The sequence below is a fragment of the Rhizobium sp. AB2/73 genome (assembly GCF_020871915.1).
Classification (GTDB): Bacteria; Pseudomonadota; Alphaproteobacteria; order Rhizobiales; family Rhizobiaceae; genus Rhizobium; species Rhizobium dioscoreae.
Genome location: NZ_CP067072.1, coordinates 941,673 through 965,043, shown reverse-complemented (window position 1 = coordinate 965,043; position 23,371 = coordinate 941,673). Strand labels below are relative to the sequence as shown.

Sequence of the window (23,371 nt, the reverse complement as noted above, 5' to 3'; positions counted from 1 at the left end):
CTCAGGCCTCACCGTCCCATACGAGGACTCGGATCGGCGTCGGGTCGAAGCCGTTGCAGGGATTGTTGATCTGCGGGCAATTGGAGATGACGAGAAGCACGTCCATCTCGGCCTTGAGCTCAACATAGTCGCCCGGAGCAGAGATGCCGTCGACGATCGTCATTTCACCCGACGGTTCGATCGGCACGTTCATGAAGAAATTGATGTTGGGCACGACGTCGCGCTTGCCCATGCCATGCTTTGAGACTTCCAGCACGAAGTTGTCGCGGCAGGCGTGAAGATATCTCGTGCCGTGGCCAAAGCGGACTGTATTGCTCTCGCACGAGCAAGCGCCTGCCGACGTGTCGTGACGGCCGCAGCTGTCGGCGGTCATTGTCAGCATGACGCGCCCTTCGTTGGAGATGATCCGGGTGCCCGTGGTGATATAGGCGGCGCCCTGTTCGCGCATCGTGTCCTGGTTGGAATAGCGCTCGGAATAGTCCTCGGCATTATAGAACAGCGTGTCGATTGCCTGCTGGCCGTAGCTGTCCTCGATGCGCAGCGTCTGGCCCTTGCGCACGATGGTCGAAAACGGCGCTTCCGCGGCAATGAAATGATCTTGCACCGCCTTGTCGAGCGTGCGGGAAGGCGCGGTCTGAATGAAATCGCTCATGATCGTTCTCCCCGGCTCAAAGATTGGCGAAGGCGTTGTTTTCAAAGCCGCGCACCGCTTCGGCGGTGGCCGTGCGGCACAGATCGTCTTCGGCGATCGGCTGGGCGGCGATGCGGGTCACGGTCACGGGTTTCGGCGCGTAATGCGGGTTTGGATCGAGCGGGTGAGGGCAATTGGAAAAGCCGACGATCATGTCCATCTCGGCGCGAAGATGGATATAGTCATCATCGTGTAATAGTTCCGGTTTCCAGGCGAACTTGCCGTCCGCATCGACCCGGACGGGCGCGAAAAGCGTGAAGGCGGCGGGAATATCGCGCCGATCCAAGCCTGCTTTCGTTGCGAGCAGGATGAAATTATCGCGGCTGTTGCGCAGACCTTGGCCATATTTCGCCTCGGTGGAAGCGGCGGTGGAGCCTCCCATCAGGCAATCATGGGCGCCGGAGGAATCCTCCGTCACCGAGAACATGACACGCCCCATGTCGGAGAAGATCACGCGGCCCTTCGACAGTGCCGTCGTCCATTGCACCTTGACCGTATCGACGAGGTTCAGCCGTTCGCTCGGATCCGCCTCGTTCCAGGCAATCAGCGACACGGCAGAAAAACCTTGCTCCTGCGCGATGCGCAAAGTCTCGCCCGTCTTGACGCGTGTCGACCAGTACCAGCCGCCGGGCAGGATCTCCCGGTGCAGGATGAGGGAAGGGTCGATCGGCGGCGCTGGAAGCGGACTTGCCGCCGGCAATGCCTTGGGCGCGAATTCCAGCCCCTTGCGTTGATGGTCTTCATACCGCGCGCGATTGGCGGCGATCTCTTCCGGTGAACGTCTGACATGCTGCATGGCTAAATATCTCCCGATGGTGCCAGGTCGTCCCGGCGGTGCCCCAGGGAAGAGACCGGGCCGTCCCGGTCGGGGCCAAAGATCGAGGCTGCGCCGGCAATGCGCGGCGGCCAGATGGAAATGTCCTTGGTAATGGTGGCGCCGTAGCGCTCCTTCTCTTCTGGCCTGTCGCGGCGCCGCTCGAAGGCGACGACGCGGGTCGCAAGCGTGAAGGCTTCGCGCATGTCATGGGTCACCATGACAACGGTCATCTGCGTCTCGTGCCAGAGGCGTTTCATCAACGTATGGATTTCGGCGCGGATGCCCGGATCGAGCGCACCGAAGGGTTCGTCGAGCAACAGCACTTTCGGTCGCATGATCAGGGCCTGCGCAAGCGCCAGACGTTGCTGCATGCCGCCGGAAAGCTGGGCTGGATATTTACCCTCGGCGCCGGCAAGGCCGACTTCGGCGAGAAGCTGACGTGCCTCCTCGATGGCATTGCGACGCGCCGAACCGAAGAGCCTTGCCTTGTAGCGCGAGCCGGCAAGTTCCTTGCCGAGCAGTACGTTGCCGAGCGCGGTCAGATGCGGAAAGACGGAATAGCGCTGGAAGACCACGCCGCGATCCGCGCCGGGTTCCGGGGGCAGGGCTGCGCCATCGAGCAGGATCGTCCCGCGCGTTGGCTGTTCTTGTCCCAAAAGCATGCGCAGGAAGGTGGACTTGCCGCAGCCGGAGGGGCCGACGAGCGCGACGAAGGCACGCGAGGCCACCGTCAGCGAGACATCCTCAAGCACGATCTGGTCGCCATATTCCTTCCAGACCTTTTCGATTCTGAGTTCGCTCATACCTGCTTCTCCAGTTCGGACCAGGGGAAGACGGCGATGCGGACGCGATCGAGCAGGTAGTTCATGACCACGGCAAGCAGGGTGATCCAGACCACGTAGGGAAAGATCACGTCCATCGAGAGATAGCGGCGGACGAGGAATATGCGGTAGCCGAGGCCGGAATCGGACGAGATCGCTTCGGCCGCGATCAGGAACAGCCAGGCCGGGCCGAGCTGCAGCCTGAGGCAGGTGATCAGCCGTGGCAGGATCTGCGGCAGCACGACGCGCAGCGCGATCTGCCAGGAAGAACCGCCGAGCGTTTCTGCCTTGACGATCTGTTCGCGCGGCAGTTCCAGCGCCTTCAGGGCCAAGTCCCGCACCATCGTCGGTGCAACACCGATGACGATGAGGGCGATCTTCGACGTTTCTCCGAGGCCCATGACGATGAAGAGAATGGGTAGCAGGGCCAGCGGCGGCACCATGGAAATGACGGCGACGAAGGGAGACAGAAGCGCCCTCAGATAGGGGAGCATGCCGATCAGCATGCCCAGGCAAAGCGCGATCGCCGTGGAGATGCTGAGACCGGAGAGCAGCCGGATGAGACTTGCCCCGGTATCCGACCACAGAAGGTAGTCTCCCGTGCGAGGATCGGCGATGAAGGCCATGCGGTTGATGGCGTCGGCAAAGCCGGCGAAATTCGGAAGCAGCTTGTCATTGGCGTTTTCGGCAAGCCTTGCGGCGGAACCGATCGCATAGGCAATGATCAGCAGCGCAAAGGGCAAGAGCGTCAAGGCAAGCTGCGCGCCGGGACTTGGCTTGGTATTGATCCAACGCATGAATGGCTCCGAGAAATGAAAGGCTGGCGGCGCTGTTGCGCCGCCGTTCAAAGAAGCTCAGAGCAGACCGTCGGCGGCCGACTTCATGTAGGCTTCGGTGAAGCGAAGCTTCACGTTGCTGCCGTCGCCGAGCACCTTGCCGTCGGGCATTTCGATGCCGATGACATCGGCGGAAGGCGCGCCATTGCCGAGAAGCCCCTTCTGGAAGAGGAAGTTGCGCACGAGATCCATGGTCTTGGGCAGGTTCGGCGAGGTGGTGAAGGTGAGCGCATCGGCGGGCTTGTCGAAAAGGCGGGTCGCAGCGAGCTGCGCCTCGAAGCCCTTGAGGTCCGTGCCCGATGCCTTGCCCATGGCTTCGCGGGCGGCCTTGCCCTCAGCCGTGTCGGCCTTCATCAGCGCGGCCGTTTCATACCAGATGCCGGCGAGTGCCTTGCCGAAATTCGGGTTGTCCTTGAGCACGTTGCTGTTGGCGACCATCAGGTCGATGATTTCGCCCGGCACCTGCGAACTGTCGAAAACCTTTTTGGCGCTGGGGTCTTCGAGAATGGTCGAAACAAGCGGATTCCAGGTGACAACAGCCGAAACGTCAGGCGTCTTATAGGCCGCAACCATATCGGCGTCGGAGGTGTTCACCACCTTCACATCGCGTTCGCTGAGCTTGATGCTGTCGAGCGCGCGGGCGAGCAGATAGTGCGATACGGAATATTCGACGAGGTTGACGTTCTGGCCCTTGATATCGGCGAGGCTTGTCTTGTCCTTGAGAATGACGGCGTCATTGCCATTGGAAAAGTCACCGACGATGACGGCCGTCGTATCGACGCCGCCGGCAGCCGGGATCGAGAGACCATCCATGTTGGTGAGCGTTACGGCATCGAACGCACCGGCCGTATATTGGTTCATCGACTCCACATAGTCGTTGAACTGTGTGACCTCGATATTGATGCCATATTTGTCAGCCCATTTCTTGACGATGCCGTGGTCGCTCGCATAACCCCAGGGCATCCAGCCGACATAGATCGACCAGGCGACCTTGAAGCTGGTCTTCGGCGCAGCGCTGGCGACCGAACCGAGCCCGAGGGCCAGCGATACGGACAGGGCTGTGACGGAAAGAATTCTCGAAAAAGTCTGCATTGAAATTCCCCTTTTGCTTTTTTCAAAAAGGGATCGGCAAAGACCATCGCGCCGCCAATCCCTTGGCTTACGAGGTCTCCCGGGCTTTTATCCCGCCGTGCATCCGGTGGGATTTCTCCCCCAGCCGGTGGTGGCTCTCGGACCAGCCACGCTCGCAATGGAGCGCCGGAACCCTAGCCACCAACTCAACCAAATACGAAGCAAATGGCGTGCCAGATCGTAAGTGGTTGATTTTGTTCGAGGGGAGGTGTTGTGGTGTTGATGAAAAATTGAGCGATCTGAAAATTTGCGCGGAGAATATGCAATTTTGATGAGCGCGCTGATCCTCATTGGACGACTGACAAGGAACGATCGGAAGCAGCAGGCTGAGCTTGCTCGCGTCGAGTTGGATAAGCCTAGTTCTCCTCCCACCGTGTGATAGCGAACTCGCTTAGGAGGCAAAAAACGCTCCTCCTGCCGGTCGATTAACTTTAGCCGTCGCCGATGAACGAGCTCGATGGTGCAGTGGTCTAAACCGCTCTCTCCCTCAAAACCTCGGCGGCTTCTTACCTGCGGCGCGATGGGCTGCAATGACGGTATTGGCCATCAGCATGGCGATGGTCATCGGTCCGACACCGCCTGGAACCGGCGTGATCGCGGCGGCGACTTCGGATGCTTCACCATAGGCGACATCGCCCACCAGCCGGCTCTTGCCTTCGCCACGCTCCGGTGCCGCGACCCGGTTGATGCCGACATCGATGACAGTGGCACCGGGCTTGATCCAGTCGGCCTTGACCATCTCGGGACGGCCGACGGCCGCCACCAGAATATCGGCACCTTTGACGACCGAGGCGAGATCCTTCGTGCGCGAATGCGCCGTCGTGACCGTCGCATTGGCATTGAGCAGCAATTGCGCCATCGGCTTGCCGAACAGGTTGGAGCGGCCGATGACGACGGCATTCAGACCCGACAGGTCCTCGCCATGCACCTGTCGCACCAAAAGCATGGCGCCGGCCGGCGTGCACGAGATCAGCCCGGTTTCGAGATCGCCGGTGGCCAGCTTGCCGGCATTGACGACATGCAGGCCATCGACATCCTTCTCCGGCCGGATCGACTGAATGATCGCATCGGCATTCAGATGCTTCGGCAGCGGCAGCTGCACGAGAATGCCGTGGATGGACGGATCGTCGTTCAGCGAGGCCACCAGGACAGCCAGCTCTTCCTGCGTCGTTTCTGCCGACAGCGTGTGCTGGATGGACTTGAAGCCGCACTCCTTGGCCATCTTGCTCTTGGAGTTCACATAGGCGTGGCTGGCCGGATCGTCGCCGACGATGACGACCGCAAGCCCGGTCTTCACGCCGGCCTCCGCCTCAAGTCCCGCTGATGCCGCCTTCACGGCCTCGATCACCGAAGCTGCCGCTTGTTTCCCGTCGATCACTGTCGCGAGCGCCATCACTTACCCCATGCGCTCGGAGGCGTAGGATCCCGGGCTTGCCGGGAAGACGACGGTGCGGTTGCCGTTCAAGAAGGTGCGATAGTGGATATGGGCATGGATGGCGCGCGCCAGCACCTGGCTCTCCACATCGCGGCCGATCGAGACATAATCCTCGGCCGACTGCGCATGCGTGATGCGCGCCGTGTCCTGCTCGATGATCGGACCCTCGTCGAGATCGGCCGTCACGTAATGCGCCGTCGCCCCGATCAGCTTCACGCCGCGCTCATAGGCCTGCTTGTAGGGGTTGGCCCCCTTGAAGGACGGCAGGAAGGAATGGTGGATGTTGATGATGCGGCCAGACATCTTCCGGCACAGCGCATCCGACAGCACCTGCATGTAGCGGGCGAGCACCACCAGCTCGGTGCCGGTCTGCTCGACGATCTCGAGCAGCTGGGCTTCGGCCTGCGGCTTGTTGTCCTTCGTCACCTTGATGTGGTGGAAGGGGATGTCGTGATTGACGACGACCTTCTGGTAGTCGAAATGGTTGGAGACGACGCCGACGATGTCGATCGGAAGCGCGCCGATCTTCCAGCGATAGAGCAGGTCGTTCAGGCAATGGCCGAAGCGCGACACCATCAACAGCACCTTCATGCGCTTCTTCTCGTCATGGATCTCCGCATCCATGGCGAACTTTTCGGCGATCGGCTTGAAGCCTTCGACAAGCGCTGCCTGGCCCACCCCTTCCTCGGAGATGAAGGATACGCGCATGAAGAACTTGCCGGTATCGAGATCGTCGAACTGGCTGGAATCGACGATGTTGCATCCCTGCCCGGCCAGATAGTTCGAGATCGCCGCAACGATCCCACGCGTCGATTGGCACGTCACTGTCAATACATAGGTTTTCATTCGAGATAGCCCAATTCGATGTGTAAATGCTTCACCCGAAGCCTAAGGTGCGATTAAAGAGTTTGCTCGGCGATCATATGCAGGAACGCCTCGAGCTCTTGCCTGTCGATCCCGACCTGGTGCTTCTTCTCCGGATAGGCGCCGGAACGAACGTCCCCGGCAAATTCGGCAAAGGCAGCAACGCGCTCATTCTGCAGTCGGTCGAACTCTGCCGCGAAATTGCGGTAGACCTTCGCATGGCGGGGACGATGGCCGCGATTGCTGCCAAGGACATCATCGGCAAACAGATATTGCGCGTCACATCCTGTTCCCGCACCCATCGAAATCATCAGCATCGATGTCCTTTGGCTGATGGCGGCCGCAACGTCACCAGGCACAACCTCGATTTCGACGGCAAAGGCGCCGGCTTCTTCCAGCGCCTTGGTCTGGCGCCAAATTTCAAAAGCGCTGATCGACGTTTTTCCGACGGCGCGAAAACCGCCCGTCCATGTCGCCTTCGAAGGAATGAGGCCAACGTGGCTGCAGACGGGAATTCCCTCATCCCGCATTCGTCGGATGATCGCGAGGCTTGCAGCGCAATAAACGGCATCGCCTCCGGCTTTCAGTGCCTTGAATGCCTCCCGCATATATTCTTCTGCCGAGACGTAGTCGCCATATTCCAGGCCCGGTACTACAAAGGGGCTTGGCGCGGCTTCACGGAAAGAGGGGCCCAAAAGCGCTGGTGGGACAGAAAGCATATCGATGCCGGCTCTCTCCGCGGCTTCCGCTTCCTCAAGTGACGTGACGCGCAGCATTGTCAATTGCCGCTTTCCTTTGAGCGACAGGAGATCGGCAACCGTCGGACGATTGTGCTTTTGCATTGGATGTTCCTCGATATGGATAGTTACGCCGCAAGCAACGACTTCAGCTTGACCGTGCTCGCCGCCAAAGCAGCTTGATCCGGATGCGCGCGGGCGGCGATCAGCATCTCGGCAAGGCGGATATCGCGCGCTATGGCATTGCCGCGTCCGATACCGCTGGCGGCGAGCAGCCTTCCGTCCGCGCCGAGATGGAAGAGGATGAACGCCCCGTCATCGAGGTCGCGCCGTACGTGGGCGACCGCTTCATCCGCAAGGCCGGCGATCTGCAATGTCAGATCATACTGATCGGACCAGAACCACGGCACGGCGGATATCTCCGCACCTTCTGCCAGCATGTTGGCGGCGGCGAGATTGGCCTGCTCCTGCGCATTGCGCCAGGATTCGAGGCGAACACGCCTTCCGCCATAGAGCGCCAGCGGAAAGGAGCAGCAATCGCCCGCCGCATGAATATCGGCCATCGAGGTCTCTAATCGCTCGTTGACGGCAATGCCGTTGTCGATCGCAATGCCTGCGTCGGCGGCAAGCGCGACATTCGGGAAGGCACCGATACCGACAAGCAGCAGATCGGCAGAGATCACGTCCCCGGTCGCCATGCGAACGACCACCTTGTCGGCGTCCTCCTGCACTGCTTCGATGATCTGATCGCAGCGTATATCGACACCTTCCTGACGATGCCGTTCGGTAATTACCTCGGCGATCTCCCCCGGCACGCCGCGTTTCAACACCCGCGGAAGCCCCTCGATAACAGTGACGTCGGTGCCGCGCTTGCGTGCCGTCGCCGCCAGTTCAAGACCGATGAAGCCGCCGCCGATGATGGCAATGTGCCGTCCGGGATTGAGCGCGGCATGCAATGCCACCGTATCCGCATGGGTCTGCAGCATGCGGATGCGACGAGAGGTGCCATTGACGCCGGGAAGGTTACGCGCCGAGGCTCCAGTCGCAAGCAGAAGCCTGTCGTAACTTAGCGTTTCCCCACCCGCGAGCCTGATAGTCTTTGTGGAGGGAGCGATCGCCGTCACCGTCGTATCGAGCCTCAGGTCGATCGATTGCTCCTGGTAACGCTCCAATGCGGCGACGAATTTTGGCTGGAGCGCCTCATCCGATCCGCCCTTCGAAAGCGGCGGGCGTTCGTATGGGGCCAGGGGCTCGGCGCCGATGAGGGTGATGTCGCCCTCAAATCCCTTTTCACGAAGTGCGAAGGCAGCACGGGCGCCGCATTCCCCGGCTCCGACAATGACGAAATGCGCCACGATAGCCTCCTCAGAGCCCGATGAAGACGGTGCCATTCTCGACCTTGACCGGATAGGTCTGCAGATTGACGCAGACCGGAGCGCCCTTGGCTTCGCCGGTGCGGTAGTCGAAGCGGCCATTGTGCTTGGGACATTCGATGATGGTGTCCATGACAAGGCCATCGGCAAGATGAATCTTTTCATGCGTGCACAGGCCGTCGGTCGCGAAATAATCATCCTCGGGGCTGCGATAGATAGCGAAAGTCCGCCCGTCATGATCGAAACGGATGACATCCTCCTCGTCGATTGCATCGGCGGCGCAGACTTCGATCCAGTTGCTCATGTTTTCCTCCCTCGCAATGTCGATGTTATTGTGCGGCGGCAGCCGGCAGGCCGCCGTGGAACTCTTCACGATAGGGCCGCGCCGTTGGCGGCAGCTCGCGCTTCAGGAAATAGTCCTCGTTGCGCAATTGCCGCAGGAATGCCGGGATCATCTCGCGATAGCCGGACCAGATGGACGGATTGGCGGCCGGCAGATCATGCTTGATCATCGCATGCAGCTTTGGCAGCGCGTGATAGGGCACCATCGGAAACATGTGATGTTCGACATGGTAGTTCATGTTCCAATAGATGAAGCGGCTGACGGGGTTCATCATGACGGTGCGGCTGTTCAGCCTGTGGTCGATGACATTGTCGGCAAGGCCGCCATGCTGCAGCAGACCGGTCAGAACATGATGCCAGGCGCCGTAAAGCCGGGGAAGGCCGATCAGCATCAGCGGCAGGATCGAGCCCATGGCGATCGCTGATGCGATGGTGACGATATAGATGGCGAGCCAGATGCGGGCGATGCGGATCGCCTTCGGCTGCTCCATCTCGGGAATGAAGGTTTTTTCCGCCGCACTGACGACGCCGCAAGCATTGCGCAGCATATCGACCATCGCATGCCAGGCATCGAGGATGCCGAAGAAATTCAGGACGAGGCGCAGGAGATCCGGCGGACGCATGACGGCGATCTCCGGATCGCGGCCGACGATGACGGTATCGGTGTGATGTCGCGCATGGCTCCAGCGCCAGGTGACCGGATTGCGCATGATCATGAAACAGGCGATCTGATAGACCGCATCGTTCATCCAGCGCGTCTTGAACGCCGTGCCATGGCCGCATTCATGCCAGCGGCTATCCGAGGCAGAGCCGTAGAGCACACCATAGGCCAGGAAGAAGGGGACACAGATCCATGATCCCCAGAAGTAGACGGCCAGTGCAGCGAAAACCGCCATGCTGCCGAGCCAGATGATGGTGTCGCGGATCGCAGGCGCATCCGAGCGCTGCATCAACGCCTTCATATCCTTGCGCGCAACATCCGTGTGATACCATTCGGCGGCAGCCAGCCCCGTTTCCACCGCCAGCTTTCCGCTTGCGCCGAGCAGATCATAGTCACGCTTGATTATCGTCGTCATCCCTGCCTCCCGCGATGCGCGATAGCGCCTCGCTCTCTATGCTGGAAACGATAGATCGACTTTTTGCTTGCCTCAATGCGGGAATGATGGAATCTATCAAAATCTATCATTAAGATAACGCAGTAATGATAAATTCCATCAGGAGCCGCCATGCGTCGCCCCACCATATCGGATCTCGCCAAGGCGTCCGGCGTCAGTGTCGCCACCATCGACCGCGTGCTGAACGGACGCCTCCCGGTTCGCGAACAGACGGCACGGCGCGTCTATGAAGCGGCGCAGGAAATCGGCTATCACGCTGTCGGCCTCCTGCGTCAGCGCGTCTTCGAAGACGTGCCACGCTATCAACTCGCATTCCTATTGCAGAAGCCCACGCAATCATTTTATCAAGCCTTTGCCAAAGAGATCGAAGCGGCTGCGGCGGCGATGACGGCAGCGAAGCTGCAGGTTCAAATCGACTATCCGGCTGTCTCGACACCAAGCGCGATAGCGGAGAAAATGCGAGCGCTGGCAGCGCGTAATCAGGCGGTGGCCGTCGTCGCCCCCGATTATCCGGCTGTCGAGGCCATCGTTGATGAGCTCAAGGAAAAGGGGATCCCGGTCTTTTCCGTACTTTCCGACTTTGCCGCGGGCGTTCGGGAAGGATATCTCGGCCTTGACAACAGAAAGGTCGGGAGATCTGCTGCCTGGACGATCGCGCGCACGGCTCGCAAGCCGGGCAAAGTGGCGTGTTTTGTTGGCAGCCACCGCTTTCACGGCCACGAGTTGCGAGAGGTTGGTTTTCGCTCCTATTTCCGCGAGAATGCGCCGGAATTCGAAGTCCTGGAAACGCTCATCAATTTCGACGCCGTCGACGTCACGCATGAGGCGACGCTCGATCTTCTACAGAAGCATCCAGACCTTATCGGTCTTTATGTCGCCGGCGGCGGAATGGAGGGAGCGATCGCCGCACTTCGGGAAGAAAACCGCGCAGGCGACGTGACCCTCATCGTCAACGAGCTTGTTCCCGAGAGCAAGGGCGCACTGATGGATGGAACCGTTGCCATGGCAATTTGCACTCCACTGCCCCTTCTGTGCCGAGAACTCATCACGCAAATGGTGAGTTCAGTCGAAGGAAGCGCGCAAACGACCGCGCGTCAAACCTTTTTCCCCTTCGAAATCTACATCTCCGAGAATATTTGAATGAAGGAAAACCGGCGATGGCAAGGTTGCGTTGGCAGCGCCGCTGCCCACGCGAAAGCGCCAAAACAGGAGCTCGATCTTGTCGACACCAGATCGGACCGAGCCCACAGCCAAGCTCGGCAGGCTCCTTCGCATCGCCCGCTTGGCGATCACCCGGCCTTTAGGGCCGATTCGATGAAATCAAACGAGGCTTGGATCGCTTCTCGTGGGTTGGCGAGGTCGTGCACCAGCGGAGAGAAGCATTCATAGGAAATCGGTCCGACATATCCGGCAGCCTGAAGAGCCTTGATCTGACCGACATTGTCCAGTCGGTCCAATCCGTCGACAAGAACCCGGTGTTCGTCTTCCATCTGGTTCAGCTGCAACGCCGGATCGACGACAGCCGATATGTGGACGATCCCGGTGTGGCTGGCAAAAATCGGTCCGCCATCCGCTAGGGCGTGATGGAATGTGTCATGGACGAGTTTATAGCGATGTGCTGCCCCGAGCGCATTGATCGCGTCCACGAGCTCTGCCTTGTAACGCAGCGAGGAACGCTGAAACCCCAGCGGCTCAACCAGTGCGACCAGGTCCGCCTCTTCAAGAAGAGGTAAGATGGCGGCAAGGGACGTTTCGAGATTGGCTTTGCGCTCCTGCGCCTCGGTACCGATCCCCTCGTTTCGAGGGATCAGGCTGATGGTTTCAGCGCCGGCTTCCCCGGCGATTGCAATCAGATCCCGAACCTTCCGCTCGATATCATCCGACCAGAAATTGAACGGATAGACCTGGGACAGGCCAACGAGCCGCAAACCTCGCTCCCGAACCATTTGACCTGCCTCGGCCGGCGAAAGGCCGTCAAATAGCTGGCGCTTGAGGTCGTTGCGAACCTCTACGCCCTGGCAGCCGAGAGCAACCGACAGGTCGAGGAAATCGGTGTAGCTAAGATTTGGTGCCGTAATCTGATTGAGTGCCCAGAACATGTTTCCTCCCAAGATCCCGATATTGCTGCTCCGGTGGAGCGTCACGCGGCTCTAGAGCATGATGCCGAAAAGTGTGAGCGGTTTTCGGACGACATCATGCTCTACTTCTTTGATTCTAGAGCGGATTCAAATTTTAGGTCGAATAGACCTAAAATCATCCGACTCTAGTCAATGCCAAAAGGATCCGTCGCGGGCAATCGGGTGGAATTTGGATTAGCGCATCGGTGAGGTTTCTTGCGCCTTCCGCTTGAGGTGTTTCACCTCATTCTCAGATGGAAGGAGGTAGAAAAAGTTGCGGTTCCAGAAAATGCGCATCCGGCATTTGAACGCGACCCTGGAGCACGTTTTGTGCCATCAATTCGACGGTGTCCCGGCAAAGCTGTGCCAAGGGCGTGCCGATGACCATTGTCGCATAGCCGTCGGAAAGGGCTGCGCGACTGACAGAGGTGAGTTCGTTGACGATGAGGGCGACCTCTCCGGGCGCGCGCATTTCCCGCAGCGCCGCTATTGCGCCTTCCATACCACCGCCTGCGATATAGATGCCTCTCAAGTCCGGATGACGCTCAAGCAAGGCGACGGAGGTTTCATGGGTGAGCTTTCTTGTCTCAAGATTGATGACCGGTTCCAGGATATCGAGATCCGCCCGCAACTGGCTTAGGTATGAACGGAATCCGGCTTCCTTCAATTCGTGTCCTTGCCAGCGATTACTGCCAAGAAAAATCGCGACTTTTCCGGGCTGGCGACTTGCCATGGCGATCATCCATGCCGCCAGGCGCCCGGCCTTGTGATTGTCGAGACCGATATAGGTTTGACGCGCATCGTGGCCGAAATCATTCAGCAGGGCGAAGACGGGAACTCCGTTCTGCCGCAGGCTCCGGGCGGCTTCATTGACGATGCTATGGTTGACCGCAGTGCAAGCTATCGCATCAGTATGCGTGGCAAGTTCCCGCATAATTGCCGCGAAGTCTGCCGGCGACTGAGACGGAGAATATCGGATGGTCACTTCACCGCGAAAATCCTGACGGTCTGCCACTGCCCGGGTCAGCTCTTTGCTGAAAGACTGATAAAACTCCTGTCTTTCTTTTATGAGCAGAAAGCCAAATCTTACTCTTGCAAGCGGTGCGGTCAGCTGCCGATCGATCAGACCACTCGCATAATAGGCCAGCTTATGCGCTGCTTCTGCAACCTTGCGAACCGTTTCCTCGCGGACGAAGCCTCTCTTGTGAATGACACGATCTACAGTGGCTTTGCTTACCTTCGCCTCTTTGGCGATATCCTCAATTCTTGTCCGCTTCATATAAATCCTGATCAGGTCCCCGGGGGCTGACCTTACCTTATTCGCCAGATCCAACAGGTTTCGCCATTGGCCGGCAATCTAAGTCAAAGTGAAAGGTGCTCCAAGAGGGGGCGGTTGTGCCTCGATCTATCGAGATGTCGATAGTTTGCTTCAGCCGCTGTCGCCTGGCATGGCCGCAATGGTCGAGGTTGCCGCCTTGCGCGGGCCGATTTCGTTTCCGGACCGCCATCCGATCCGTCATGGGCAAGGGATGTTTTCGAAGCCCCTGAAGATCGTTTCGCTCATGCATGCTCGGTATGCGAGAGGCAAATCTGCATCTCGGAATTTATTTACATAGAGATCAAATAAGGATATTCTTTATCCTTGATGGATATATGCCAGCCGCGGGCTTTGGAATGATTTTATGATTTTGAAAAGCCAAGTCGAATGGGCTCTCCATTGTTGCGCCATTCTTGCAGGTTTGCCTGATGGCCGCTATCTCTCCACCAAAGCGCTAGCCGAATTCCATGGGCTTCCCAAGGAATATCTTTCCAAGGCCCTCCAGAGCCTGTCTCAGGCTGGACTTGTCGACACGACACTCGGCCCCTCCGGCGGTTATCGATTGGCGAGACCGCCCGCGGATCTCACTTTTCTGGAGATCGTTGAGGCTGTCGAGGGGCGGCAGCGAACCTTCGTCTGCACCAATATTCGCGCCAACAACCCCTGCCGCCCGAAGGATTATTGCGAGAGCAGCCCTTGTGCAGTGGCGCGCATCATGTGGGAGGCCGACGAAGCGTGGCGCGAGAAACTGCGCGGCGTCAAATTGTCAGACCTCGTCGGCATCCTGTCGAAGGAGATCCCGCCGGAACTCTGGAAAAGCTCTTTCGAATGGGTGCTAGAACGCGCCGGATGATATCGTCCTGAGAGTGGCCTGTTCCTTCTGTTCGCCTATCGGGGGGCAGACGAGGCTTTGGGCCGGCATCGCCAATGATATTCCGTTCGCCCTGCAATGTTCGTAGATGAGATCGATGATCTCGTTCTGTGCCGACATGCGGCCCGCCGCGCTCACGACGCGGAAGAACAGCTCGACCTCGATGGCGATTGCGTCGATCATCTTGAGCGCGACGACCGGCGGCGGGTTCATGACGATCCTTTCGCAGCCCTCCAAGACGGCAAGCATGACCTCTTCGACCAGCCGCGGTTTGTGTATGGCGGATATCCGTATCGTCAGCGAGATCTGGTGCGACTCATCAGGGCGGCTGCGATTGGTGACGCACTGTTTCGCCAGCACGCTGTTCGGCAGGACGACGACGTTATGTCCGCCCGAAAGCAGGTTGGTGGAGCGCCAGTTGGTTTCCACGACGCGCCCTTCGGTGCCGTCGGCGAGCTGGATCCAGTCGCCGATGACGTAGGCGCGACCGAGAGCCAGCGCGATTCCGGAAAAGACATCGGCAAGCGTGTTCTGCAGTGCAAGGCCGATGATGACGACGACGATGCCTGAGGTGGCAATCAGCGGTCCAACGGGCGCACCGAAGACGAAGCCGATGACGGACAGGGCGACGCCGAGATAGACGATGCCGACGATCAGGTCCTGAAGAAGATGCGCCTCCTGCGGCCGGCGATTGAGGGTGAGATAGATATGAAGGAAGCCGATCATCGTCCAGGCAAGATGCAGCCACCAGAGGATCCTTGCGGATTTGGCAAGCAGGATGCCGCCATCCTGAAGCTCATCGTAGTCAAAGTGATAAGGCGAAATTCCGGCAAGCCAGAGCACGAGGCTCATGCAGCAAAAGAACAGGATCTGCACGACGAGGCGCGCAGTCGGGCGACGGCGCCCCTGGATGTGCCAGATGAGAATGCCGGCCAGCCCGAGCAGATTGATCAGGACGAGCGGCAGAAAATGATGTTCGCCAAACATGATAGGGTTCACCGACGATGATTTCCTGAAGCCGGGAAGGGACAGGCGCCTCCGGCACCCGTCCAGCCTCCGGTTATTTCTTGATCGGGAAGGTGAGTTCTTTCTGGCTGCTGTCGACAACGAAGATAGCCAACAGCTTCGCCGGCTTGGTCTTGCTGGCATTCTCGCTGACGCCATGGCGATCGCCCGGCATCTCGGAGAAGTTTTCGCCGGCCTTGAAGACTTTGACCGGACCGTCATTGACCTGGCTTCGGATCGCCCCTTCCAGGACCGTTGCATAAATGAACGCAGAGTTCGGATGGGTGTGGGCCGAGGAAAAGCCGCCCGGACCATATTCCACGAGGACGCCCTTGATGCTCTTGCCAGGAACGTTCGGCAGTTCATGTTGGTAGACAAGCGTGACCTTGGCATCCTTCTCGCCTTCAGCGTGTGCTACGGCAGTGGTGGACAGCAGGGCGGTGAGCGCGATGCCGAGAATTGATTTGATCATCTCGAATTCCTTTCTGAAGAGTTAGACGGTCATTTCCGTGCGGCGGTCGCGAACCACTGTTCGAAGGTGATGCGGCCGAGGCGGGGATTTTTGTCGGAGACAAGCGAGCCATCCTCCAGCTTCGTGCCGAAATAGCGGGCTTCGGGGTCCCCTTCGACTTGCCGCGCATCGCCCATGGCCTTCAAATAGCGGGCGACGAGCTCGTTCATCCGAATGCGCTCCGGGCCGGAGATCTCGACGATGCCATTGATGGGCGCCGCCGTCGCGACGGCAGCCATGGCGTCGGCGACGTCATCTGAGGCGATCGGCTGCACATAGCCCACGGGCAGTCGCACCGTGTTCCCGCTGGTGGCGGACTGGGCGATGCCGCCGATGAATTCCATGAACTGCGTCGAATGGACGATCGTGTAGGGAATGCCGGAGTCGCGGATGATCTTTTCCTGGGCAGCCTTGGCGCGCATGTAGCCGCTTTCGTGCAGGCGATCGACGCCGATGATGGAAAGGGCGATATGATGCTTCACGCCGGCGGCTTTTTCCGCCGCCGTCAAGTTGCGACCCGAAGTCTGGAAGAATTCGAGCACGGCCTTATCCTCGAAGGAGGGAGAGTTTGCGAGGTCCATGACGACGGAGGCGCCGGCGAGCGCCTCGGCTAGTCCTTCGCCGGTGATCGTGTTGACGCCGGTGTTCGGGGCGGCGGCAATGACCTCATGGCCTTGCTTGCGAAGGCGGTCCGATGTTTTCGAGCCGATCAGGCCGGTTCCGCCAATGATGACGATTTTCATGAGCTTCTCCATGTGCGGCCGTTTCGCGCACCGCGTTGTTCATTCGTTTCCGGAAGATTGTGCAGCCCTGGTTCACGCCGGCCTCGTCGAGGCCGTCGATCTTGTCGGTCGAGCCGAGCGCTGGTTTGGTTGCCCCGGCTCGACCTTCAAGCTATTGGCCGTCAGTAGTCCCAGAAGGCCGGCACCCAGCGGAAGACATCGCCGTCGGCAGCGACATGGCCGACCGAAGGAAACGGCATGTGGGTAGCGACCAGAAACGAACCGTTCGCCGCCAACTCCCGCAGAAGCCGAATACGGACGCGGGCAGCCTCTTCCGGATCGTGTTCGAAGCCGTTGTGCCAGTCCGGATGTTCGAACCCGACGGCGAACACGGCATCGCCTGCGAACATCAGCCGATCCTTGCCCGATGCCACGCGAACCACGCTATGCCCGGGTGTGTGGCCGCCGGTTCGGGAGACGACCACGCCCGGCGCGATCTCCTGCTCATCATCGAACAATCGAAGCTGGCTCTCATATTCCTTTCTGAACTGTTTGGCGGCAGCCCGAAGCGCGTCCGGAAAGCCGGGCGGCATCGATACGTGGGTGAAATCGGGTGCCTCCCAGAACTTGACCTCTGCCGCGGCGACATGGATCCGCAGGTCCGGACGGAGTCGTTCCTTCACCCCATCGACGAGCAGCCCGCCAACGTGGTCCATATGCATGTGGGTCAGGACCACATCGGTTACGGAGCCAAGGTCGATGCCGGCGGCTTCCAGCCGCTTGATCAGTTGTCCGGCCCGCGGCAGGTTCAACTCCGGGTCCAAGCCAAGACCTGCATCGATGAGGATGGTCTGCTTGCCGCTGCGCACCACGACCGCGTTCAGCGCCCAGTCGAAAGCGTCTTGTGGCAGGAACATGTCGTTCAGCCAGGCCGCGCGCTCGGCCGGATCGGCATTATATCCCAACATCTTGGTCGGCAACGGCAGCACACCATCGCTGATTACCAGCACCTCAATATCACCGATCTGCACCGCGTAGCGCGACGGAACCAGCTCGTCAGGGCTTGATTTAACGGAATGAGAAGTGTTCAGGTCCATGTTTGTCTCCTGTTGATCGAGATCTTGGAACCGATCTGGCCGGCTCCACGGTTGAAACGATTGTCATGAGAGTCTTGGTCGCGGTCGCCGGAACGGCCGCCCATCGTTTGCCGAAGCCTTTTCTGAGAGGCTCAGTTGAGGCCGGCTCTGTCGAGGCCGTAGGCCTTGTCGGCCGAGCCCGGCACGGACTTGAAGGCGATGCTGGCGCGGTTCCAGGCATTGATGACCATGATTACGAAGGTGAGATCGGAGATTTCCTTCTCTGAAAGCTGGCCGCGCACGCGCTCGTAGAGCTCGTCGGGAATGCCGCTTTCATGCAGTTTCGTCACCGCTTCGGTCCAGGCGAGCGCGGCGCGCTCCCGGGGAATGAAGAGATTGGATTCCCGCCAGACGGCTATGTGGTGGAGCCGGAGTTCGCTCTCGCCATGGATCTTGGCTTCCTTGACATGCATGTCCAGGCAGAAAGCGCAGCCGTTGATCTGCGATGCGCGGATGTGAGCGAGATCCTGGATCTTCTGTTCGATGGCGCTGTCCTTCAGAGCCATGCTGAGTTCCGAGAGTTTCCTGAAGAGTTCCGGTGATTGCTGGGCATAATTCAAACGCTGGGTCATAGTCGCCTCCGTTATTAAGGACATTAAGTATCCTTGTGGATAAAGGATATCCTTAATAGCTGGACAGTAAAGTCCTTCCGGGCTAAGGTTCGAACATAAGGCCTATGCCGAAAAGTATGGGGTGGGGATGGATATCGTATGCGCATTGCAAACATTCATGCGGGTGGTGGAGACTGGCTCCTTTTCCGCCGCAGCGATTGATCTCAGGCTGACGCAGCCTGCTGTTTCACGCCAGGTTTCGGCTCTGGAAGCGCATCTCAACACACGTCTGCTGCATCGCACGACCACCGCGCTGGCGCTGACGGCGGAGGGGGAGCAGATCATCCCGATGGCACTCAAGGTCATCGAAGCGGTCGAGGCGCTTAGTGAAACCACATGTCGTGATGGCGGGCGCGTAGCCGGCAAGGTGCGGCTGGCTTTGCCGACACCGCTCGGGCTTTACGTCAGCGACCGGCTCGGGATGCTGCTCGAACGCCATCGGGGACTTTCCGTCGACTTGCTCTTTCGCGAGGAACCGTCCGACCTGGTCGAAGAGGGAATCGATCTTGAGGTACGGCTGGGAACGGTTGCGGACTGCAGTCTGATGTGCCGCAGAATTGGGTGGACGACGGCCTTTCTCGTTGCCGCGCCTTCCTATCTACAAGAGCGGGCAGCACCCAAAACGCCCGACGATGTCGGCGCTCATGATTGCATCTGTTACAATCGCGCGGGAAACGGCCGGGCATGGTCGTTCTCAAATGGCGCCGAGGACGTTACCGTGAGGATCGCGCCGCGCCTCGTCGCGAGCAACGCGGTTGCCGTCCACCGTGCAGTGCTGGCTGGCAATGGGATTGCCGTACTTTCCCACATTCTTGTCGGGTCCGACATCGAGGAAGGCAGGCTGGTGAACGTCATGCCAGACTTTCCGCCGAGCCGGGTCGCCATCAGCGTCGTCTACCCATCGCGTCGGAACCTGCCGTTGCGCATCAGGACGGTCCTCGACTTCCTGATTGAGATAGTCGGCAAGGATCCGCTGATGGCGCCTGCGTCTTCTCATTGATGGCTTGGATGGCGCTCGGATTGTCGAGCGTCACCCGCATAAAAAGTGGGCTTCACGCTCGCTTGAGATATCGCCACGCCGCAATGCTGCCGAAGAGTTGAATACCGCCGCCGCAAAACATAGCCACAATGAACCCGAAAGCAGGCTCCCGGAAGAACGCGTAGACCGATCCGAGTGCGGCCACGCCGATGGTTGCGCCAACCATGCGTGCGACGTTGATCAGTGCGCTCGCAGTTCCAGCGCGCTCACGGACGACGCTCGAAACCGCGACTGCCGTAAGAGGCCCGGTCGCCATGCCCATCCCGATACCGGTCAATAGCAGGCCGAATTCCTCGGCGGTGAACAGGTTGCCGTCAAAAGCAATGCCGAGCAGAAGGTTCCCCAGTCCTATCGTAGCCAATCCGATGCTGATGGTGTGCCGTTTTCCCAGATGTTCAGAAAAGTAACCGGAGAAGGGTGAGATCGCCACAAAGCTCAGCGCCATGGGCAATAGTGCCAGCCCGACAGCGATCGGAGGCAGTCGATCGAGGCTGAGGGAGGCGAGGGGAAACAGAAAGAGCGTCCCGTACATGCCGAATGTCATTGCGGCCGTTCCTGCCATCGCCCCGCTGAACCGCCCGGTGGAAAACATCGAAAGCGGCACGAGAGCGCGCTGATCGAGGCGCCGTTCCACCAGGATGAAAAGCGCCAGCAGACCGAAGCCGCAAAGTGCCAGCAGCGTCGTCCAGACTATCGGAAAATGCGAGGACTCGATTGCCGCCAGGGTGATGGCGGCGAGCGACAATATGCCCAACAGCTGGCCCAGCATGTCGAACGATCGTCCCTTTTTATCCGCACTTTCCAAGATCCAAGGCAATGCTCCGGCAGCCGCCGCCACACCGATGGGAACCACGACGAGGAAAACAGCCCGCCAACCGAAATTATGGATCAGATATCCGCCAAGGCTTGGCCCGACGGCAAGCGACATGCCGTTGCAGCCGGCCCAGATACCGAGCGCCCGACCGCGAATCCGCTCGTCTGGGTAGATCACTCGAATGAGCGAAAGGGAGGCCGGTATCAGAAGGGCCGATCCGAGGCCGGTTATCGCTCTGGCGCCGATTAGGATCGTGATCGTCGGAGCCAAGGCGCATCCAAGGCTTGCGATTGTGAAGATGACGCAGCCGACGATGAAAATCAGCCGACGTCCGTAAAGATCCGCAAGCAGACCGCCACTGATCAGAAGCGCAGCGTAGACGAGATTATAGGCGTCGACGACCCACTGCATCTGGGTCACGGAAGCCTGAAGACTCTTGCCGATTGGTTGGACAGCCAGATTGACAACCGATGTGTCGACCTGCGCAACGATCACGCCCAGGCAGAGAATGATCAGAGAAGCAGGATGTAGTTTCGAAGGCCGGTCGTCGCGCTGCTCGATTGAATGCATGACATTTCCTCATGGAAACAAACGTGGCGCAACTTGTTTGGTTTCACTTTGAAGGCATCGAAGTATCGAAAGACAAGGATGGTCATGCGAACCGAAAGGCGCCCATGCCTGGAACAAGCCTGTTTCGCGCAGGTTCGGGAGCTTTCCACGGGAGAACGGACCATGTCTTCCTACAAAGACCGCCCTGTCATCAGCGATTTTCAACATCCCGGCCAGGCGCCGACTGGTGATCCCTTCATGGGAACGATCAACAACGAACTCGCCGACAAGGGTTTTCTCGTCACGAGCACGGACGAGTTTGTCAGTTGGGCGCGCACCGGATCGCTGATGTGGATGACGTTCGGGCTTGCCTGTTGCGCCATCGAGATGATGCAGATGTCGATGCCGCGTTATGACGTGGAACGCATTGGTGCCGCGCCGAGGGGTAGCCCTAGGCAGTCGGATCTGATGATTGTTGCCGGCACCGTATGCAACAAGATGGCGCCGGCGCTACGCAAGGTTTATGACCAGATGCCCGAGCCGCGTTACGTGATCTCCATGGGATCATGCGCCAATGGCGGCGGCTATTATCACTATTCCTACTCGGTGGTGCGCGGATGCGATCGGATCATTCCGATCGATATTTATGTGCCCGGTTGCCCGCCGACCGCGGAGGCCTTGCTTTACGGAATTCTGCTTCTCCAGCGCAAGATTCGCCGCAATGGGACGATTGAACGATAGCCGACACCGTCGGCCTCGCTCTCCGTGGCGGCGTCACGGCGCTTTGACGTTTATTTAGATTCTCATGGAACAAGCTCAAGATGCAGCCGTTCCCTTAGCAGATGCAAGGAACATCGAAGCCTCAAGATCGCGACGAAGCTCCCGAACGCATCGCAAACAGCAAGTCTGCTCAAATCAAAGTCAATGAAGGCATTATCCGAGGTCCACAGGGCACCGGTGCCGGTCTAGCGCTGAAACCACGCGTTGCGCGGCAATGCTGGAACGGTCGTTGTACGCGTTCTTCAAGGAGAAAAATTGTGACCGATAGCCCCAGCACTCCCGATCTGCAAAACGAAATTGTGGAGCTTATTCCGGCCCTTCGTGCATTTGCACGCTCGTTCCATAGAAACGCCAGCGACGCCGACGACCTCGTGCAGGAAACCCTCGCGAAAGCATTGGCCAATCTGAACCAATTCGATCGAGGTACCCGGCTGAAATCGTGGCTGTTCACGATCATGCGTAATACGTTTTGCACGAAGTTCCGAATTGCCCGGCGCGAGGCTCCCGGAATCAAGAAATGCGTCTCCGGCGCCGGGGTGGCCCCGCCATCGCAAGAATGGGCGATACGGGCCAAGGAAATGGAAGAGGCCTGCAACCTGCTGCCGGAACCTTACCGTGTCGTGCTCGAATATGTTGTCATAGAGGGACGCTCTTATGATGCCGCTGCCGAGAAATTCGGATGTGCGATCGGTACCGTGAAAAGCCGGCTCAGTAGAGCCCGGCAGCAACTGGCAGCCCACCTTGACGAAGACAGGCATTGATGATGCTTGCATTTCTCAACGCATGGAGGGGTAACGCGTGGCGTTATGTCTCTTTGTCCGGGATGTCGAACAGTGCCTTGCCAATATGATCGAGGGCGGCGGGCCTCTCGGATAGCACAAAACCCGAAAAGTTCATGTCTGCATCGATTGGATCTCCGCTAAGAGCGAAGAGATAGGGAATCTTTTGCCTGTCGAGCCGTTCGACCATGGGAAATACCTGTTGCGCCTCGAGATTCAGGTCGAGTATCGCCGCGACCATGTCATTCACCCTGCTTTCGGTGAGCGTCACACGATTTGAGAGGAAGTTCTTACCCTCAATCACGAACAACTGCCGCCGGAAAAGGTTTCCGGACTTGATGCGATAGATCAGAGAAAACAGTCGAATAGGCTCGGCCTCGGGAACAAACGGCCGTGCATATGGTTCGAGCACAGGGGGAGGGGCATCCACGACATGGGAGAGTTGGATGCACAATGTGATTGATGTGGAATTCAAGATGCTTTGGACCGCGCCAGTCTATCTGGCGACCAGCAGTCGAGACGGCTGTCTGATCCAGGGGCCGGAAGATGCGATCCATTTCCTGTCGCGAAGGTGGCCTTGCGAACGAAGCAGTTCCTACACGCGTGCGACGGAAAAATGCGTTGCTGCGGTTTCGCACAAGATTCCCGTGGAAGCGTCGCGAGCAGCTTTTGTGATTGCCTGCCTCGACGCGCACCTGATGTCGGGAAGCAGGTCGTCATGAAGGCTGGCGACGATGATGCGATTTTAGAAAAGACGCTTACGAGTTCGGCCGGAAAGCCGGGCCAAACCGATCATAGATAATTGCTTCCCATGCCGATAAGCGGATTACCCTTGCCTCGCGAGGCCATCCAAATCCTCAAGGATACGTTCGAGCCGCCTGATTTGATCCTCCGTTTCGCCGATGTGCTGCTCAAGTTTTGCCATCACTTCCGGAGGATCGGCAGCATGCGTTGAAT

General features: G+C 59.0%; 27 protein-coding genes and 1 riboswitch. Of the genes, 6 read left to right on the top strand and 21 right to left on the bottom strand.

The features are described 5' to 3' along the window. Position 1 precedes the first annotated feature (1 nt). The 11 genes from I8E17_RS24075 to I8E17_RS24020 form a co-directional block, all read right to left on the bottom strand. Positions 2-652 (bottom strand): urea amidolyase associated protein UAAP2, encoded by a 651-nt coding sequence (locus I8E17_RS24075; protein WP_069609885.1) that lies wholly within the window; start codon positions 650-652, stop codon positions 2-4. A 16-nt stretch (positions 653-668) separates the two neighbouring features. Next, positions 669-1,487, bottom strand: coding sequence for an urea amidolyase associated protein UAAP1 (locus I8E17_RS24070; protein WP_219511587.1), 819 nt, complete (start codon positions 1,485-1,487; stop codon positions 669-671). 2 nt (positions 1,488-1,489) lie between these two features. Continuing rightward, on the bottom strand, positions 1,490-2,311 hold the full coding sequence (locus tag I8E17_RS24065; RefSeq protein WP_069609883.1) for an ABC transporter ATP-binding protein: 822 nt from the start codon (positions 2,309-2,311) through the stop codon (positions 1,490-1,492). Then, positions 2,308-3,126 (bottom strand): ABC transporter permease, encoded by an 819-nt coding sequence (locus I8E17_RS24060; protein WP_069610411.1) that lies wholly within the window; start codon positions 3,124-3,126, stop codon positions 2,308-2,310. Before I8E17_RS24060 ends, I8E17_RS24065 begins: the two co-directional genes overlap by 4 nt. A gap of 57 nt (positions 3,127-3,183) precedes the next feature. After that, positions 3,184-4,257, bottom strand: coding sequence for a putative urea ABC transporter substrate-binding protein (locus I8E17_RS24055; RefSeq protein WP_069609882.1), 1,074 nt, complete (start codon positions 4,255-4,257; stop codon positions 3,184-3,186). Between the two features lie 74 nt (positions 4,258-4,331). Next, positions 4,332-4,445, bottom strand: a riboswitch (guanidine-I (ykkC/yxkD leader). A 338-nt stretch (positions 4,446-4,783) separates the two neighbouring features. Next, positions 4,784-5,689 carry a bifunctional methylenetetrahydrofolate dehydrogenase/methenyltetrahydrofolate cyclohydrolase FolD gene (gene folD / locus I8E17_RS24045; protein ID WP_229002152.1) on the bottom strand — a complete coding sequence of 302 codons (906 nt, stop codon included), beginning with the start codon at positions 5,687-5,689 and terminating at the stop codon, positions 4,784-4,786. 3 nt (positions 5,690-5,692) lie between these two features. Next, positions 5,693-6,577 (bottom strand): formyltetrahydrofolate deformylase, encoded by an 885-nt coding sequence (purU, locus tag I8E17_RS24040; protein WP_145635585.1) that lies wholly within the window; start codon positions 6,575-6,577, stop codon positions 5,693-5,695. A gap of 53 nt (positions 6,578-6,630) precedes the next feature. Next, complete coding sequence (locus tag I8E17_RS24035) at positions 6,631-7,437, bottom strand: 3-methyl-2-oxobutanoate hydroxymethyltransferase (RefSeq protein WP_069615680.1); 807 nt, start codon at positions 7,435-7,437, stop codon at positions 6,631-6,633. A gap of 23 nt (positions 7,438-7,460) precedes the next feature. Further along, a complete protein-coding gene (locus tag I8E17_RS24030) occupies positions 7,461-8,687 on the bottom strand; it encodes an FAD-dependent oxidoreductase (RefSeq protein ID WP_113366737.1) in 1,227 nt (408 codons plus the stop codon). 10 nt (positions 8,688-8,697) lie between these two features. Further along, complete coding sequence (locus I8E17_RS24025; RefSeq protein ID WP_069615678.1) at positions 8,698-9,009, bottom strand: MocE family 2Fe-2S type ferredoxin; 312 nt, start codon at positions 9,007-9,009, stop codon at positions 8,698-8,700. A gap of 25 nt (positions 9,010-9,034) precedes the next feature. Further along, a complete protein-coding gene (locus I8E17_RS24020; RefSeq protein ID WP_069615677.1) occupies positions 9,035-10,123 on the bottom strand; it encodes a fatty acid desaturase family protein in 1,089 nt (362 codons plus the stop codon). Positions 10,124-10,273: 150 nt separating this feature from the next. On the opposite strand from I8E17_RS24020, the gene I8E17_RS24015 reads away from it, so the two are divergent. Further along, complete coding sequence (locus I8E17_RS24015) at positions 10,274-11,302, top strand: LacI family DNA-binding transcriptional regulator (RefSeq protein WP_069615676.1); 1,029 nt, start codon at positions 10,274-10,276, stop codon at positions 11,300-11,302. A gap of 149 nt (positions 11,303-11,451) precedes the next feature. Here the strand turns inward: I8E17_RS24015 and I8E17_RS24010 are convergent, their stop codons facing one another. Further along, the gene (locus tag I8E17_RS24010; protein ID WP_069615675.1) at positions 11,452-12,261 is read right to left on the bottom strand and encodes a TIM barrel protein; all 810 of its coding nucleotides are present in this window, start codon (positions 12,259-12,261) and stop codon (positions 11,452-11,454) included. 268 nt (positions 12,262-12,529) lie between these two features. Then, a complete protein-coding gene (locus I8E17_RS24005; protein WP_229002151.1) occupies positions 12,530-13,612 on the bottom strand; it encodes a LacI family DNA-binding transcriptional regulator in 1,083 nt (360 codons plus the stop codon). A 349-nt stretch (positions 13,613-13,961) separates the two neighbouring features. On the opposite strand from I8E17_RS24005, the gene I8E17_RS24000 reads away from it, so the two are divergent. Next, positions 13,962-14,450, top strand: a complete 489-nt coding sequence (locus I8E17_RS24000) for an Rrf2 family transcriptional regulator (RefSeq protein ID WP_069615673.1) — start codon at positions 13,962-13,964, stop codon at positions 14,448-14,450. Here the strand turns inward: I8E17_RS24000 and I8E17_RS23995 are convergent. From I8E17_RS23995 to I8E17_RS23975, 5 genes are all read right to left on the bottom strand, one after another. Next, the gene (locus I8E17_RS23995; RefSeq protein ID WP_069615672.1) at positions 14,433-15,455 is read right to left on the bottom strand and encodes a mechanosensitive ion channel family protein; all 1,023 of its coding nucleotides are present in this window, start codon (positions 15,453-15,455) and stop codon (positions 14,433-14,435) included. The two genes, I8E17_RS24000 and I8E17_RS23995, sit on opposite strands and share 18 nt — an antisense overlap. 73 nt (positions 15,456-15,528) lie before the next feature. Beyond that, complete coding sequence (locus I8E17_RS23990; RefSeq protein ID WP_069615671.1) at positions 15,529-15,945, bottom strand: cupin domain-containing protein; 417 nt, start codon at positions 15,943-15,945, stop codon at positions 15,529-15,531. A 29-nt stretch (positions 15,946-15,974) separates the two neighbouring features. Next, complete coding sequence (locus I8E17_RS23985; protein ID WP_069615717.1) at positions 15,975-16,727, bottom strand: SDR family oxidoreductase; 753 nt, start codon at positions 16,725-16,727, stop codon at positions 15,975-15,977. A gap of 161 nt (positions 16,728-16,888) precedes the next feature. After that, entirely contained in the window at positions 16,889-17,803 is a 915-nt protein-coding gene (locus I8E17_RS23980; RefSeq protein ID WP_069615670.1) for an MBL fold metallo-hydrolase, read from the bottom strand. 131 nt (positions 17,804-17,934) lie between these two features. Next, on the bottom strand, positions 17,935-18,414 hold the full coding sequence (locus I8E17_RS23975) for a carboxymuconolactone decarboxylase family protein (RefSeq protein ID WP_069615669.1): 480 nt from the start codon (positions 18,412-18,414) through the stop codon (positions 17,935-17,937). Positions 18,415-18,541: 127 nt separating this feature from the next. On the opposite strand from I8E17_RS23975, the gene I8E17_RS23970 reads away from it, so the two are divergent. Then, positions 18,542-19,453, top strand: a complete 912-nt coding sequence (locus tag I8E17_RS23970) for a LysR family transcriptional regulator (RefSeq protein ID WP_069615668.1) — start codon at positions 18,542-18,544, stop codon at positions 19,451-19,453. A gap of 52 nt (positions 19,454-19,505) precedes the next feature. Here the strand turns inward: I8E17_RS23970 and I8E17_RS23965 are convergent, their stop codons facing one another. Then, positions 19,506-20,876, bottom strand: coding sequence for an MFS transporter (locus tag I8E17_RS23965; protein WP_069615667.1), 1,371 nt, complete (start codon positions 20,874-20,876; stop codon positions 19,506-19,508). Positions 20,877-21,038: 162 nt separating this feature from the next. Here I8E17_RS23965 and I8E17_RS23960 point away from each other — a divergent pair, with 162 nt between their 5' ends. Together I8E17_RS23960 and I8E17_RS23955 are read left to right on the top strand one after the other, a co-directional pair. Further along, entirely contained in the window at positions 21,039-21,596 is a 558-nt protein-coding gene (locus I8E17_RS23960) for an NADH-quinone oxidoreductase subunit B (RefSeq protein ID WP_069615666.1), read from the top strand. A gap of 296 nt (positions 21,597-21,892) precedes the next feature. Next, positions 21,893-22,396, top strand: coding sequence for a sigma-70 family RNA polymerase sigma factor (locus I8E17_RS23955; RefSeq protein WP_069615665.1), 504 nt, complete (start codon positions 21,893-21,895; stop codon positions 22,394-22,396). Between the two features lie 43 nt (positions 22,397-22,439). Here I8E17_RS23955 and I8E17_RS23950 read toward each other — a convergent pair whose 3' ends face one another. Next, positions 22,440-22,826, bottom strand: coding sequence for a hypothetical protein (locus I8E17_RS23950; RefSeq protein WP_069615664.1), 387 nt, complete (start codon positions 22,824-22,826; stop codon positions 22,440-22,442). 34 nt (positions 22,827-22,860) lie between these two features. Between I8E17_RS23950 and I8E17_RS23945 the strand changes: the two genes are divergently transcribed. Next, positions 22,861-23,136 (top strand): DUF982 domain-containing protein, encoded by a 276-nt coding sequence (locus I8E17_RS23945; RefSeq protein ID WP_069615663.1) that lies wholly within the window; start codon positions 22,861-22,863, stop codon positions 23,134-23,136. A gap of 104 nt (positions 23,137-23,240) precedes the next feature. Here the strand turns inward: I8E17_RS23945 and I8E17_RS23940 are convergent, their stop codons facing one another. After that, entirely contained in the window at positions 23,241-23,339 is a 99-nt protein-coding gene (locus tag I8E17_RS23940; RefSeq protein ID WP_229002150.1) for a DUF892 family protein, read from the bottom strand. Positions 23,340-23,371 lie beyond the last annotated feature (32 nt).

Coding starts and splice junctions, on each gene's coding strand:
- I8E17_RS24075 (WP_069609885.1), bottom strand. CDS start 652: ATGAGCGATTTCATTCAGACCGCGCCTTCCCGCACGCTCGACAAGGCG.
- I8E17_RS24070 (WP_219511587.1), bottom strand. CDS start 1,487: ATGCAGCATGTCAGACGTTCACCGGAAGAGATCGCCGCCAATCGCGCG.
- I8E17_RS24065 (WP_069609883.1), bottom strand. CDS start 2,311: ATGAGCGAACTCAGAATCGAAAAGGTCTGGAAGGAATATGGCGACCAG.
- I8E17_RS24060 (WP_069610411.1), bottom strand. CDS start 3,126: ATGCGTTGGATCAATACCAAGCCAAGTCCCGGCGCGCAGCTTGCCTTG.
- I8E17_RS24055 (WP_069609882.1), bottom strand. CDS start 4,257: ATGCAGACTTTTTCGAGAATTCTTTCCGTCACAGCCCTGTCCGTATCG.
- folD (WP_229002152.1), bottom strand. CDS start 5,689: ATGGCGCTCGCGACAGTGATCGACGGGAAACAAGCGGCAGCTTCGGTG.
- purU (WP_145635585.1), bottom strand. CDS start 6,577: ATGAAAACCTATGTATTGACAGTGACGTGCCAATCGACGCGTGGGATC.
- I8E17_RS24035 (WP_069615680.1), bottom strand. CDS start 7,437: ATGCAAAAGCACAATCGTCCGACGGTTGCCGATCTCCTGTCGCTCAAA.
- I8E17_RS24025 (WP_069615678.1), bottom strand. CDS start 9,009: ATGAGCAACTGGATCGAAGTCTGCGCCGCCGATGCAATCGACGAGGAG.
- I8E17_RS24020 (WP_069615677.1), bottom strand. CDS start 10,123: ATGACGACGATAATCAAGCGTGACTATGATCTGCTCGGCGCAAGCGGA.
- I8E17_RS24015 (WP_069615676.1), top strand. CDS start 10,274: ATGCGTCGCCCCACCATATCGGATCTCGCCAAGGCGTCCGGCGTCAGT.
- I8E17_RS24010 (WP_069615675.1), bottom strand. CDS start 12,261: ATGTTCTGGGCACTCAATCAGATTACGGCACCAAATCTTAGCTACACC.
- I8E17_RS24000 (WP_069615673.1), top strand. CDS start 13,962: ATGATTTTGAAAAGCCAAGTCGAATGGGCTCTCCATTGTTGCGCCATT.
- I8E17_RS23995 (WP_069615672.1), bottom strand. CDS start 15,455: ATGTTTGGCGAACATCATTTTCTGCCGCTCGTCCTGATCAATCTGCTC.
- I8E17_RS23990 (WP_069615671.1), bottom strand. CDS start 15,945: ATGATCAAATCAATTCTCGGCATCGCGCTCACCGCCCTGCTGTCCACC.
- I8E17_RS23985 (WP_069615717.1), bottom strand. CDS start 16,727: ATGAAAATCGTCATCATTGGCGGAACCGGCCTGATCGGCTCGAAAACA.
- I8E17_RS23980 (WP_069615670.1), bottom strand. CDS start 17,803: ATGGACCTGAACACTTCTCATTCCGTTAAATCAAGCCCTGACGAGCTG.
- I8E17_RS23975 (WP_069615669.1), bottom strand. CDS start 18,414: ATGACCCAGCGTTTGAATTATGCCCAGCAATCACCGGAACTCTTCAGG.
- I8E17_RS23970 (WP_069615668.1), top strand. CDS start 18,542: ATGGATATCGTATGCGCATTGCAAACATTCATGCGGGTGGTGGAGACT.
- I8E17_RS23965 (WP_069615667.1), bottom strand. CDS start 20,876: ATGCATTCAATCGAGCAGCGCGACGACCGGCCTTCGAAACTACATCCT.
- I8E17_RS23960 (WP_069615666.1), top strand. CDS start 21,039: ATGTCTTCCTACAAAGACCGCCCTGTCATCAGCGATTTTCAACATCCC.
- I8E17_RS23945 (WP_069615663.1), top strand. CDS start 22,861: ATGCACAATGTGATTGATGTGGAATTCAAGATGCTTTGGACCGCGCCA.
- I8E17_RS23940 (WP_229002150.1), bottom strand. CDS start 23,339: ATGGCAAAACTTGAGCAGCACATCGGCGAAACGGAGGATCAAATCAGG.